Origin of the sequence: Amycolatopsis bullii (genome assembly GCF_014654205.1) — a bacterium.
In the GTDB taxonomy this organism is placed as follows: Bacteria; Actinomycetota; Actinomycetes; order Mycobacteriales; family Pseudonocardiaceae; genus Amycolatopsis; species Amycolatopsis plumensis.
This window is the reverse complement of record NZ_BNAW01000025.1, coordinates 96,383-109,443: the sequence shown is the minus strand read 5'-3', so window position 1 is coordinate 109,443 and position 13,061 is coordinate 96,383. Positions and strand designations below refer to the sequence as shown.

At 71.5% G+C, this 13,061-nt stretch carries 11 protein-coding genes; 10 read left to right on the top strand and 1 reads right to left on the bottom strand.

What is annotated here, in order from left to right:
- Positions 1–131 precede the first annotated feature (131 nt).
- The 7 genes from ftsZ (at position 132) to IE317_RS25810 (ending at position 5,616) form a co-directional block, all read left to right on the top strand.
- The gene (gene ftsZ / locus IE317_RS25840) at positions 132–1,439 is read left to right on the top strand and encodes a cell division protein FtsZ (protein ID WP_191313926.1); all 1,308 of its coding nucleotides are present in this window, start codon (positions 132–134) and stop codon (positions 1,437–1,439) included.
- Positions 1,440–1,510: 71 nt separating this feature from the next.
- Positions 1,511–2,215 (top strand): peptidoglycan editing factor PgeF, encoded by a 705-nt coding sequence (gene pgeF, locus IE317_RS25835; protein WP_191313925.1) that lies wholly within the window; start codon positions 1,511–1,513, stop codon positions 2,213–2,215.
- Positions 2,212–2,922, top strand: coding sequence for a YggS family pyridoxal phosphate-dependent enzyme (locus IE317_RS25830; protein ID WP_191313924.1), 711 nt, complete (start codon positions 2,212–2,214; stop codon positions 2,920–2,922). Before pgeF ends, IE317_RS25830 begins: the two co-directional genes overlap by 4 nt.
- A 100-nt stretch (positions 2,923–3,022) precedes the next feature.
- Positions 3,023–3,622 (top strand): cell division protein SepF, encoded by a 600-nt coding sequence (locus IE317_RS25825; protein ID WP_191313923.1) that lies wholly within the window; start codon positions 3,023–3,025, stop codon positions 3,620–3,622.
- Between the two features lie 115 nt (positions 3,623–3,737).
- Complete coding sequence (locus IE317_RS25820) at positions 3,738–4,013, top strand: YggT family protein (RefSeq protein WP_013224824.1); 276 nt, start codon at positions 3,738–3,740, stop codon at positions 4,011–4,013.
- Between the two features lie 52 nt (positions 4,014–4,065).
- Positions 4,066–4,920 (top strand): DivIVA-like cell division protein Wag31, encoded by an 855-nt coding sequence (wag31, locus tag IE317_RS25815; protein ID WP_191313922.1) that lies wholly within the window; start codon positions 4,066–4,068, stop codon positions 4,918–4,920.
- Positions 4,921–5,037: 117 nt separating this feature from the next.
- Positions 5,038–5,616, top strand: a complete 579-nt coding sequence (locus IE317_RS25810; RefSeq protein ID WP_191313921.1) for a hypothetical protein — start codon at positions 5,038–5,040, stop codon at positions 5,614–5,616.
- Between the two features lie 76 nt (positions 5,617–5,692).
- Here IE317_RS25810 and IE317_RS25805 read toward each other — a convergent pair whose 3' ends face one another.
- Positions 5,693–6,430 (bottom strand): ArsR/SmtB family transcription factor, encoded by a 738-nt coding sequence (locus IE317_RS25805; RefSeq protein ID WP_191313920.1) that lies wholly within the window; start codon positions 6,428–6,430, stop codon positions 5,693–5,695.
- Between the two features lie 65 nt (positions 6,431–6,495).
- Here IE317_RS25805 and IE317_RS25800 point away from each other — a divergent pair, with 65 nt between their 5' ends.
- From IE317_RS25800 to IE317_RS25790, 3 genes are all read left to right on the top strand, one after another.
- Complete coding sequence (locus tag IE317_RS25800) at positions 6,496–7,788, top strand: MFS transporter (protein ID WP_191313919.1); 1,293 nt, start codon at positions 6,496–6,498, stop codon at positions 7,786–7,788.
- Positions 7,789–8,027: 239 nt separating this feature from the next.
- Complete coding sequence (ileS, locus tag IE317_RS25795; protein WP_191313918.1) at positions 8,028–11,186, top strand: isoleucine--tRNA ligase; 3,159 nt, start codon at positions 8,028–8,030, stop codon at positions 11,184–11,186.
- Positions 11,187–11,265: 79 nt separating this feature from the next.
- Positions 11,266–12,891 carry a penicillin-binding transpeptidase domain-containing protein gene (locus tag IE317_RS25790; RefSeq protein WP_191313917.1) on the top strand — a complete coding sequence of 542 codons (1,626 nt, stop codon included), beginning with the start codon at positions 11,266–11,268 and terminating at the stop codon, positions 12,889–12,891.
- Positions 12,892–13,061: the final 170 nt, after the last annotated feature.

The window sequence follows — 13,061 nt, the reverse complement described above, 5'->3', positions numbered from 1 at the left end:
GAGCCTGCCTGGTGCCTACCGTCCTGCCTAACGTCGGCGGTTGACATAACTCTCGATCTGGGGTTGAGGTCGAGGGTTCGATCTTCGGCCGGCGGGCTGTACGGGCACAACGATCAGGAAGGCGGACTTCGATGACGCCCCCGCACAACTACCTTGCGGTGATCAAGGTGGTCGGCATCGGCGGTGGCGGCGTGAACGCCGTGAACCGCATGATCGAGGTCGGCCTCAAGGGTGTCGAGTTCATCGCGGTGAACACCGACGCACAGGCACTGCTCATGTCCGACGCCGACGTCAAGCTGGACATCGGCCGCGAGCTGACCCGCGGCCTCGGCGCGGGCGCCGCCCCCGAGGTCGGCCAGAAGGCCGCCGAAGACCACCGCGAAGAGATCGAAGAGGTCATCAAGGGCGCCGACATGGTGTTCGTGACCGCGGGTGAGGGCGGCGGCACCGGCACCGGCGGTGCGCCGGTCGTCGCGCAGATCGCCCGTAAGCTGGGCGCGCTGACCATCGGCGTGGTGACCCGGCCGTTCACCTTCGAGGGCAAGCGGCGCGGCAAGCAGGCCGAAGAGGGCATCCAGGCGCTGCGCAACGAGTGCGACACGCTCATCGTGATCCCGAACGACCGGCTGCTGCAGCTCGGCGACATCGGCGTCTCGCTGATGGACGCGTTCCGCTCGGCGGACGAGGTGCTGCTCTCCGGTGTCCAGGGCATCACCGACCTGATCACCACCCCGGGCCTGATCAACCTCGACTTCGCCGACGTCAAGAGCGTCATGTCCGGCGCGGGCTCCGCGCTGATGGGCATCGGCTCCGCGCGCGGCGAGGGCCGGGCCATCCAGGCCGCGGAGAAGGCGATCAACTCGCCGCTGCTGGAAGCCTCGATGGACGGCGCCCACGGCGCGCTGCTGTCCATCGCGGGCGGCTCCGACCTGGGCCTCTTCGAGATCAACGAGGCCGCGTCGCTGGTGCAGGAGTCCGCGCACCCGGACGCCAACATCATCTTCGGCACGATCATCGACGACTCCCTCGGCGACGAGGTCCGCGTCACGGTGATCGCGGCCGGGTTCGACGCCGGCGCGCCGACGCACAAGAAGCTGGACCCGTCGACCTTCGGCTCGGGTTCGCGCCAGTCGTCGACCACGGCCTCGGCCTCGGCGGGGCAGGTCTCGAACCCGCCGACGCCGCCGTCGGGCGCCACCCCGGTGCCGTCCGCGGGCAGCTCCGGCTACCCGGTGGCGCCGCCGCGGACGCACTCGCCGCTGCCCTCGGCCGGCGGCAACCAGCCGTCCGGCGGGCTCCCGCAGCCCGGCGGCGGCTCGCGCGGCTACTCGCCGCTCGGCTCCAACGCGACCCAGGGCAGCCTCCCCGGGCGCGCGATGCCGGTGCACGACGACCCGTCGGACGACGAGGTCGACGTCCCGCCGTTCATGCGGCGCTGACGACAGCTGTTCGGGAAGGCCACCTCGAGGATCTCGAGGTGGCCTTCCCCGCGTTTGGGAGGATGGGGAGCATGCGGGTTCGGCGAGTGGTCACGACCAGGGCGGGCGGCGCGTCACGGCCGCCGTACGACACCTTCAACCTGGCTGACCACGTCGGCGACGACGAGGGCAACGTCTACGCCAACCGCACACGCTTGGCCGCCGAGCTCGACCTGGCCGAGGACAAGCTGGCCTGGATGGAGCAGGTCCACGGCCGCACGGCCACCGTCGTCGACGGCACCGAGACCGCCGCGGCCGAGGCGACCGACGCGCTGGTGACGGCGACCCCCGGCGTCGCGCTGGTGGTGCTGGTCGCCGACTGCGTCCCGATCCTGCTGGCCGACGCCGAGGCCGGGGTGGTCTCGGCGGTGCACGCGGGCCGGGTGGGCACGCGCGTCGGCGTCGTCCCGGCGGCGATCAAGGCCATGCAGGAAGCCGGCGCCGAGGTGGGGCGCATCGAGGCGCTGCTCGGCCCGGCCATCTGCGGCGACTGCTACGAGGTCCCCGCCGAAATGGCCGCCGACGTCGAGAAACACGTCCCCGGCAGCGCGTGCAAGACCCGCAAGGGCACGCCCGGGCTCGACCTGCGCGCCGGGCTCTGGCGGCAGCTCGCCGACCTCGGCGTCGGCAAGATCGGCGTCGACCCGCGGTGCACGAACGAGGACAAGACACTGTTCAGCTACCGCCGCGACGGGACCACCGGGCGGATCGCGGGCATCACCTGGATCGAGGCATGACCGACCGCAAGGCCGAGCTGGCCGAGAACCTGGCCGAGGTCGAAGAGCGGATCGCCGCCGCCTGCCGGGCGGCCGGACGGGCCCGCGACGAGGTCAAGCTCATCGCGATCACCAAGACGTTCCCCGCGTCCGACGTCGCGCTGCTGGCCGAGCTCGGCGTCACCGACGTCGGTGAGAACCGCGACCAGGAGGCGGGACCGAAGGCCGCCGAAGTGCCGGGACTGCGGTGGCACATGGTCGGCCGGCTGCAGCGGAACAAGGCGAAGTCCGTGGTCGGGTGGGCCGACGAGGTGCAGTCCGTCGATTCCGCGCGCCTCGCCGACGCCCTCGCGAAAGCGGTGCGTGCGGTTCAAACCGCCCAGATACGTGACGAACCCCTCGACGTGCTGATCCAGGCCAGCCTCGACGACGACCCGGAGCGCGGCGGCTGCCCGCTGTCCGAGCTGGGCGCGCTCGCCGACCGCATCGCGCAGTCCGAAGAGCTGCGGCTTCGCGGCCTGATGGCCGTCGCGCCGCTGGGCGCCGACCCGGCCGCCGCCTTCGAGCGGCTCGCTCGGGCGGGGGAGGGCCTGCGCAAAGATCACCCGAATGCCGCAGACGTCTCCGCCGGGATGAGCCATGATCTCGAGCAGGCGATCACGCACGGCTCGACCTGTGTGCGTGTCGGAACCGCGTTGCTCGGTGGGCGCGGTTTAGCCTCGCCGTAGGGAGCTCGCGCGGTCGTCACGTTTCGTGGCCGCCCGTGCGGGGCACTGACGGCGTGGAGATCGAAAGTCAGTGCGGGAGCGGCTAGGGCTAGGGAGAGGCATGAGCGCGCTGCAGAAGCTGAAGGCCTACTTCGGGATGGTGCCCGCAGACGACGACGGCTACGACGACGGAGACGACTATCGGCGCGGTTACGACGACGACTACGACTCCTACGAGGAGCCGGCCCCGCGGTCGTCGCGCTCACGGTACCGCGAGGTCGACGACACGTACGACGAGCCCGTCAGCCGCAGCCGGTCACGCTCCGTGGCCAGTTCCGAGCCCGCGGTCCACGGCGCGCTCGCCATGGACCGCCAGCCGGAGCCGGTGGCGCGCCTGCGCCCGGTCGTGGAGCCGGTCGTCCGCCAGCCGGTGCGTGACCCGTTGAGCCGCATCACCACGCTGCACCCGACCAGTTACGCGGAGGCGCGGGCGATCGGGGAGCACTACCGCGAAGGCATCCCGGTGATCATGAACCTCACCGAGATGGAGAACGCGGACGCGAAGCGGCTCGTCGACTTCGCCGCCGGGCTGGCGTTCGCGCTCAGAGGGTCGATGGACAAGGTCACCAACAAGGTGTTCCTTCTCTCACCGCCCGATGTGGACGTCACGGCGGAAGACCGTCGGCGGATTGCCGAGGGCGGATTGTTTTTGCGGGGCTGAAGTCGGTCGGACCGCTGAGCGCAAGCAGACGTGACTTTGCCGACCCGATCCGGGGTCGGCCCCCTCAACTGCGTCTTCGGAGAGGACGCCCGGTTAGAGTAGGCATGTGGAAGCTGTGTGGCTGGTCGTCTGGTACGTGCTGTTCGCCTTCTGGCTGCTGCTGACGGCGCGGATCGTGGTCGAACTCGTCCGGACCTTCGCTCGTGAGTGGCATCCGGCCGGAGGGGTTGCGGTCACGCTCGAGACCATCTACACAGTGACGGACCCGCCGGTCCGTTTGTTCAGAAGGATCATTCCGATGGTCCGGATCGGCGGCGTCGGACTGGACTTGTCGATTATGGTGCTGCTGTTGGTTGTGTTCTTCGCGATGCAACTGGCGACTCCAAGTTGATCGGGGAAACTTGGGTGGACCCTGCAGGCCATGGAGTGCGTGAGGTGATCTGATGTCGTTGACCCCCGCTGACGTGCATAACGTCGCGTTCAGCAAGCCGCCCATCGGCAAGAGGGGCTACAACGAGGACGAGGTGGACGCGTTCCTCGACCTGGTGGAGACCGAGCTGGCCCGGTTGATCGAGGACAACAACGAACTGCGCCAGCAGATGGAACAGCTGGACGCGGAGCTCGAGTCGACCCGCAGCGAGCTGGAGAGCGCCAAGGCGAACGTCGGCGCGCCCCCGATGCGCGAAGAGCCGTCGCGGCGCCTGGCGCCGGTGCCGCCGCCGCAGTCGGCCATGGAGCAGACCCAGGCGCACTCGATGGTGGGCGACAGCACGGAGCCGAACGTGCAGGCCGCCAAGGTGCTGGGCTTGGCCCAGGAAATGGCCGACCGGCTCACCGCCGAGGCGAAGACCGAGTCCGACGGGATGCTGGCCGAGGCCCGCACCAAGTCCGAGCAGCTGCTTTCGGACGCCCGGGCGAAGTCCGACTCGATGGTCAACGAGGCCCGCACCCGCGTCGACACGATGCTGAACGACGCGCGGACCCGGGCCGAGACGCTCGAGCGTCAGGCGCGGGACAAGGCGACCACGCTGGAGCGCGAGTCGCAGCGGAAGTACACCGAGACGATGAACAGCCTGAACTCCGAGAAGAGCGGGCTGGGCAAGAAGATCGAAGAGCTGCGCACGATCGAGCGGGAGTACCGCACGAGGCTGCGCGGGTTCCTCGAGTCCCAGCTGCGCGAACTCGACGACCGCGGATCCGCGGCCCCCGCGTCGGCGTCGTCGGGCTCCGGGCAGTCGTCCGGTTCGACGAGCGGCGGCCAGGGGTACTCCTTCGGCCCGCGGGCCGAAGCCGGCTGAGTGTTCTTCGCCGTGGCGCACCCCGGTCGGCGGGGTGCGCCACGGTTCGGAGTCGATCCGGTACCACACGTGGGCGGGTCGTGGTCCGCTCCCGGCTCGTTCGTGCTGTAATTCAGCGTGCTTTACATCGTGCTGGTCCTGGTACTGGCGGCTCTGGGGTTGCTCGTCACCGCGCTGATCACGGCGTCTTCGCTGTGGGCGTGGGTTTCCATCGGCCTGTCCGTGCTGGCCGGGCTGATCCTGGTCGCCGACTGGCTGCGCCGCCGTCGCCGGGCCGCCGCGCCTCCCGCCGCCGCTTCCGCTGTCTCCGCTCCCGCCGTGGCCACGCCGGAGCCGGTGGAGGAGGAACAAACCACCCTGATCCCGGCCTCCGGCGACCTGGGTGACCCGGCCGACACGCCCGAGCCCGAGCCGGAGCCGGAGCCCGAGCCGGCCGACGCTTCAGCCGAGGCCGAAACAACGCCCGATTCCGACCCGGGCGTCGAAGACACCCCGGAAGAGGACGCCGCCCTCCTGGCCGACCTCGAGGACGAGGTCGTGGTGGTCGACGAGCACCCCCGCTACCACCTCCGCACCTGCTCCTGGCTCGGCACCCGCGACACGATCCCGATCGGCGTCGGCGAGGCCCGCCAGCTCGGCTTCACCCCCTGCGACGTCTGCCGCCCGAACGCCGCCCTGGCAGCCGCCCACCGCTGACCCGTGATGCCCGCCGGATCACGTGTGATGCCCCTCCCATCACCCGTGATGCCCGCCGGATCACGCGTGATGCCCGTCAAGCGGCCAGGCCGAGGTGGGCTTCCAGGGCTTGCGCGCCGTCCGGCGTCAGCCGGAGCGCGCGGTGGGCCTGCGAGCGGCGCGTCACCCACCCCGCGTCGAGGAACCGGGTCGCCACCGCGGCCCCCAGCGCACCCGCCAGGTGGTGGCGCTGCTCGCTCCAGTCCAGGCAGAACTTCAGCAACGGCCGCCGCCCGGCCGCCACGCCCTCGACGTCCACGCCCAGCGCACCGAACACCCCGGCAGCCGCAGGCCCCAGCGTGTACGGGTGCTCGCCCAGCGGCGCCGAAATCCGGTCCCCGGGACGCCGCCGCGTGTCGTCAGGGCCCGCCAGGGCACCCCGGGCCAGCAACGCCGACGTGACCGCCACCCCGAGTCGCCCGGCCAGGTGGTCGTAGCACGTCCGGGCCGTCCGCAGCGCCTCCGCCCGTGTGCCCTCGCGCAACGACGTCACCGGCTGGGACGGCGAACACCGCGCCAGCGTCTCCAGCAGTTCCGCGGTGTCCGGGCCGGCCAGCCGGTAGAACCGGTGCCGCCCCGACTTCTCGGCGACGACCAGGCCCGCGGAACGCAGCTTCGCCAGGTGGGCGCTGACCCCCGGCGCGGACAGCCGCGCCTCGGCTGCCAGCACCGACGCCGCCAGCGCGCGGCCGTCGGCCAGCGCGAGCAGCACCCGGACCCGCGCCGGGTCCGCGAACAGCGCGGCCGTGCGCGCGATGTCGGCGTCGCCTTCCATGCCCTCCAGGGTGCCCCGGCGACACTTCCACGCAAACGGAAGCGTCCGCGCGGTCCACTGGGGCCATGCTCCTGCTCACCATGTGCGCCGGGATGTTCCTGGTCCAGCTGGACGTCACGGTGGTCAACGTCGCCCTGCCCACCATCGGCACCGGCCTGCACGCCGGCCTCGCCGCGCAGCAGTGGGTGGTGGACGGCTACGCCGTCGCCCTGGCCGCGTTCCTGCTCACCGGCGGCGCCCTCGGCGACGTCTTCGGCCACCGCCGGGTCGTCCTCACCGGCTTCGCGCTGTTCGGCACGGCGTCGGCCGCGTGCGGGCTCGCCACCACCGCACCCCTGCTCGTCGCCGCCCGCGCCGGCCAGGGCGTGGGGGCGGCGTTGCTGCTGCCCGGCACCCTCGCCGTGATCACGAACGCCTATCCGGGACACGCCGAGCGCGCCCGGGCCCTCGGGGTCTGGGCCGGGGTCTCGGCCCTCGCGCTGGCGGCGGGCCCGGTGCTCGGCGGCGCGATCGTGACGGCGGTGGGCTGGCGGCCGGTGTTCTGGCTCAACGTGCCCGTCGTGCTGGCGGCCGCCCTCGCGACCGCGCGGCTCGTCCCGCGCGGCGAGCGCGTGCCCGGACGGCGGATCGACGTCGCCGGGGTCGCCACCGCGGCCCCCGCGCTGGGCGCCGGCGTGTACGCGGTCATCGACGAAAACCTCGTGGCCGCGGTCGTGGCGGCCGGCGCGCTGGTCGCCTTCTTCGTGGTCGAACGCCGCGCACCGGACCCGATGCTCCCGCTCGACATCGCCCGGCGGACCCTGCCCGCCACCTTCGTCTCGGCGGCGATGAACTTCGTCGGCATCGGGACGATCCTCGTGCTGACGCTCCACCTGCAGGGCGTCTGGCACGCGTCGGCGTTCGAAGCCGGGCTGGAGGTGCTCCCGCTGTTCGGTCCGCTGTCGGTGCTGGCGCCGGTCGCGGGCCGGCTGGTCGCCCGGTTCGGCCCGCGGCCGCTGATGGTGGCCGGGCTCGCCCTCGGTGTCCTCGGCATGCTGAACCTGGTGCTGCTGGGGGACAACAGCGGCTATCCGGCTCTCCTGCCCACGTTGCTCGGGCTCGGTACCGGCATGGGCCTGCTGACCACGGCGGTGGTGACGGCCGCGGTCAGCGACGTCCCGGCCGGGCGCGCGGGCGTCGCCGGCGGCATCAACAACACGGCCCGCCAGGCCGGCGGTGCGCTCGGGGTGGCGGTGCTCGGCGGGGTGTCGGGCGCCGGGCTGCCCGCGGTGGGTGTCATCGCCGGGCTGTTGTGGCTGGTCGCGATCGGCGTGACCCTCCGAGCCCCTCGTGACAACCCGGTTGCGCGGGCCCGTTAACCTGGTAGGCAACAGGCGTCGATCCGGCCATCACCGGGGAGCCTCCGGAAGAACCGAGCGTCACCGCTCTCAGTAGAACCGGACGGGTGCGGCCCGTGACAGCCGTCGAACGAAGTGGCCTGCGCGAGCAGGCAAGCGGGGTGGTACCGCGGAACGCCGGAAGGTGTCTCGTCCCCGTGTGGGTGACCGGTGCGGGAGCCGGTCGTCCGTACGCGAGCGACGAACCGAGGAGCACCCGGATGTACCCCCAGGCCCAGCTTGGCGACGGCGCAGGAGTCCCGTCGCAGCCGTCGTTCCCCGCCCTGGAGAAGCAGGTCCTCGCCTACTGGGAGAGCGACCGCACCTTCCAGGCGACGATCGACGCGCGCCCGGCGGGTGAGAAGGGCGAAAACGAGTACGTCTTCTACGACGGCCCGCCCTTCGCCAACGGCCTGCCGCACTACGGCCACCTGCTCACCGGGTACGTCAAGGACCTGGTGCCGCGTTACCAGACCATGAAGGGCCGCAAGGTCGAGCGCCGGTTCGGCTGGGACACCCACGGCCTGCCCGCCGAGCTCGAAGCCATGCGCCAGCTCGGCATCACCGAGACGTCCGAGATCGAAGAGATGGGCATCGCGAAGTTCAACGCGGCTTCGCAGGAGTCCGTCCTCCGCTACACCGACGAGTGGCGCGAGTACGTCACCCGCCAGGCCCGCTGGGTCGATTTCGACAACGACTACAAGACCCTCGACGTCACGTACATGGAGTCGGTGCTGTGGGCGTTCAAACGCCTGTGGGACAAGGGACTCGTGTACGAGGGCTACCGCGTCCTGCCGTACTGCTGGCGGGACGCGACGCCGCTGTCCAACCACGAGCTCGGCATGGACTCCGACGTCTACCGCAACCGCCAGGACCCGGCCGTCACGGTCGGTTTCCGCCTGGAGGGCAACAACAACGACCTCGACGGCGCCTACCTCCTCATCTGGACGACGACGCCGTGGACGCTGCCGTCGAACCTCGCCACGGCCGTGCACCCGGACGTGCAGTACGTCGTCGTGGAGCACGACGGCAAGCGGTTCGTGCTCGCCGAAGCGCGGGTCGCCGCGTACGCGCGGGAACTCGGCGAGGAGCCCACGGTCGTCGCGCACTACACCGGTACGCAGCTGCTCGGAACCCGTTACGCGCCACCGTTCCCGTACTTCACCGGCACCGAGAACGCCCACCAGGTGCTGGCCGCCGACTACGTCACCACCGACGACGGCACCGGGATCGTCCACATCGCACCCGCCTACGGTGCCGACGACAAGCTCGTCACCGACGCCGCCGGCATCCCGCCGGTGACGCCGGTCGACGCGCACGGCAAGTTCGACGCCACCGTGCCGGACTACGAGGGCCAGCAGGTCTTCGACGCCAACCCGAACATCGTGCGGGACCTGAAGAACGGCACCGGGTCCGCGGCGCAGCAAGGCGCCGTGCTGCTGCGGCACGAGACCTACGACCACTCCTACCCGCACTGCTGGCGCTGCCGGAACCCGCTGATCTACCGCGCGGTCTCGTCGTGGTTCGTCGCGGTGACGCAGTTCAAGGACCGGATGGTCGAGCTGAACCAGCAGATCACCTGGTACCCGGAGAACGTCAAGGACGGCCAGTTCGGGAAGTGGCTGGAGAACGCCATCGACTGGTCGATCTCCCGCAACCGGTACTTCGGCACGCCGATCCCGGTGTGGCAGTCCGACAACCCCGAGTACCCGCGCACCGACGTCTACGGCTCGCTCGACGAGCTGGAAGCGGACTTCGGCGTGCGGCTGGACAACCTGCACCGGCCCTACATCGACGAGCTGACCCGGCCGAACCCGGACGACCCGACGGGCCGGTCGACCATGCGCCGCGTGCCGGACGTCCTCGACGTCTGGTTCGACTCGGGCTCGATGCCGTACGCCCAGGTGCACTACCCGTTCGAGAACGCCGAGTGGTTCGAGCACCACTACCCGAGCGACTTCATCGTCGAGTACATCGGGCAGACCCGCGGCTGGTTCTACCTGCTGCACGTGCTGGCCACGGCGCTGTTCGACCGGCCGGCGTTCCGCACCTGCGTCTCGCACGGCATCGTGCTGGGCTCCGACGGCGCGAAGATGTCCAAGTCGCTGCGCAACTACCCGGACGTCAACGAGGTGTTCGAGCGCGACGGCTCCGACGCCATGCGCTGGTACTTGATGGCGAGCCCGATCCTGCGCGGCGGCAACCTCGTCGTCACCGACAAGGGCATCCGCGACGCCGTCCGCCAGGCCGTGCTGCCGCTGTGGAACTCGTACTACTTCCTCGCGCTGTACGCGAACGCCGAAGGCGTGGAAGGCACGTGGCGCACGGATTCGCCGAACGTGCTCGACCGGTACGTCCTGGCGAAGACGCACGAGCTGGTCACCGACGTCGAGTACGCGATGGACAACTACGACGTCGCGGGCGCGTGCCAGACCGTCCGGGACTTCCTCGAGGTCCTGACGAACTGGTACGTGCGCCGCTCGCGCGACCGCTTCTGGGCCGGCGACAAGGACGCGATCGACACGCTGCACACCGTGCTGGAGGTGACGTCGCGGGTCGCGGCGCCGCTGCTGCCGCTGACCACCGAGGTCGTCTGGCGCGGGCTCACCGGCGGCCGCTCGGTGCACCTGACCGACTGGCCCAACGCCAACGACCTGCCCGCGGACGCGGCGCTGGTGACGGCGATGGACCGGGTGCGGCAGGTGGCGTCGTCGGCGCTGTCGCTGCGGAAGGCCAACAAGCTGCGCGTGCGGCTGCCGCTGTCGTCGCTGGTCGTCGCGGCCGAGGACGCCTCCTCGCTGGAGCCGTTCGCCGACATCCTGCGCGACGAGGTGAACGTCAAGGCGGTCGAGCTGACCACCGACGTCGCCGCGCACGGCGGGTTCGAGGTCGCGGTGAACGCCCGCGCCGCCGGCCCGCGCCTGGGCAAGGACGTCCAGACGGTGATCAAGGCCGTCAAGGCGGGCGACTGGTCGTTCCAGGGCGGCGCCGTCGTCGCGGCCGGGATCGCCCTGCAGGAAGGCGAGTTCGAGCGCCGGCTGGTCGCCAAGGGCGGCGGCGCGGCGGCGGAACTGCCCGGCGGGTCCGGCCTGGTGCTGATCGACACCGAGGTGACGCCGGAGCTGGCGGCCGAGGGCCTGGTCCGCGACCTGGTCCGGGTCGTGCAGCAGGCCCGCCGCGACGCCGGGCTCGACGTCGCCGACCGGATCGCGCTCACCGTCGACGCGCCCGCCGAGGTCGTCGAAGCGGCGCGGACGCACGAGGAGTTCCTGGCCTCGGAAACCCTCGCCACGTCGGTGACCCACGGCCCGGTGGCCGAGGGCTTCGCCGGCACGGTCGGCGACGGCACGAAGGTCACGGTGGCGGTCGCAAAATCCTGACACGGTCGTGAGTGGTAAGTAGGGTTGGAACCCGGCTTACCACTCACGACGGTGGTGGGCATGGGGGAGGGGAACCGGAATGAGCCCTGGCAAGAGACGCGGCATCCTGATCGGCGGCGCGCTGCTGGTCGTCGTGGTCGTGGTGGCCGCGTTCTTCCTGCTGAACAGCGGGAGTTCGACGCCGGAAGCCGCCACCGGCGCGACCACCGTGCAGAGCCCCGGCGCGCTCGACCCGAACTCGGCGATCACCGAGTACCTGCAGGACATCTCCGAGAACAACCCCGACGCGGCGGCCCGGCTCACCGACGACAACGCGGCCGCCGCGGTGGCCTTGCGGGCCACGCGGAACGCGCTGACCCCGTCGTCGGTCACCGCCAAGCTGACCGAGCTGCAGCCGACCTCGGCCGGGGCGAAGCAGACGAGCGGGACGTTCAGCTTTTCGTGGGTGCTGAAGCCGGGGAAGACCTGGACCTACGACGTGCCGTTCCAGCTCGCGCAGAGCGACGGGAAGTGGCTGGTCCACTGGGCGCCGTCGCTGCTGCACCCGAAGCTGGAGGCGGGCCAGCGGCTGGTGATCAGCACCGCGGCGCAGGACACCACCGCGGTCGCCGACCGCGACGGCAAGCCGCTGCTCATCAGCGGGTCCGGCGGGGTGCGGCCGGTGGAGGGCAACCCGGCCCCGCTGCTGCGCTCGGCGCTCACCGGGCAGGTCACCGCCGCGGCCGGCGGGGGCTTCGCCGTCGAACGCGTCGATGCCGGCGGCAAGAGCGTCGAGACGCTGTTCGGGAAGGCGTCGGCCGAAGGGGCGAAACCGCTCGTGTCGAGCCTGAGCCTGGCCGCGCAGGGCGCCGCCCAGGCCGCGGTGGACGGCTACCAGGGATCGGCCATGCTCGTCGCCCTCGACACGGGATCGGGTGACATCCTCGCCGTCGCGCAGAACGGCGCCGCCGGGAACTCGCCGAAGGCGCTCAACGGCCTGTACGAGCCGGGTTCGTCGTTCAAGATCGCGACGTCGGTGGCGGCGGTCCAGCAGAGCGGTCTCACCGCGACCTCGCCGGTCGACTGCCCCGGCGTGGCGACGATCGGCACGCGGACGGTCAAGAACGAGGGCTTCGAGCTGGGCGCGACGAACCTGCAGACGGCGTTCGCCCGCTCCTGCAACACGACGTTCGGGCAGCTCGCGCTGGCGCTGCCGGCGGACGGGCTGAAGAAGGCCGCCGACGAACTGGGGCTGAACGCCGACTACGAGATCCCCGGCGTCAAGACCGAGCTGGGCAAGGTCGAACCCGCGGCGAGCAAGGACGAGCAGGTCGAGGACGGGTTCGGCCAGGGCCGCATCCAGGCCAGCGCCCTCGGCGGCGCGCTGATGGCCGCCACGGTCGCCACCGGCAAGGCGATCACCCCGCGGCTGTGGCACGACCTCGAGACCACGGTGATCAAGGGCTACTCGCCGCCGCCGGCGTCGGTGCTCGGCGAAGTGCGGAAGCTGATGCGCGCGGTGGTCACCAGCGGCACCGGCCGCGCGGCCGGCGCGGCCGGGAACGTCTTCGGCAAGACCGGCACCGCCCAGTTCGGCGACGGCAAGCAGGCCACCGGCTGGTTCGTCGGCTACCTCGGCAACGTGGCCTTCGCGGTGGTCCTGGAGAACTCGAACGACTCCGGCCCGGCCGTCCAGCTCGCCGCCAAGTTCCTCAAGTCCCTCTGACCCGTACCCGGACGGCCGGCCCGCGTACCCAGAGGGTCGGCCTGCGTACCCAGAGGGTCGGTCGGCGGGCCGACCGTTCAGGTACGCAATCCGACCGTCCAGGTACGCAGGCCGGCCCTCGGGGTGCGAAGGTTCGGGCGGGGCCGAAGGGTGCGGGACGTAGCGTGGGG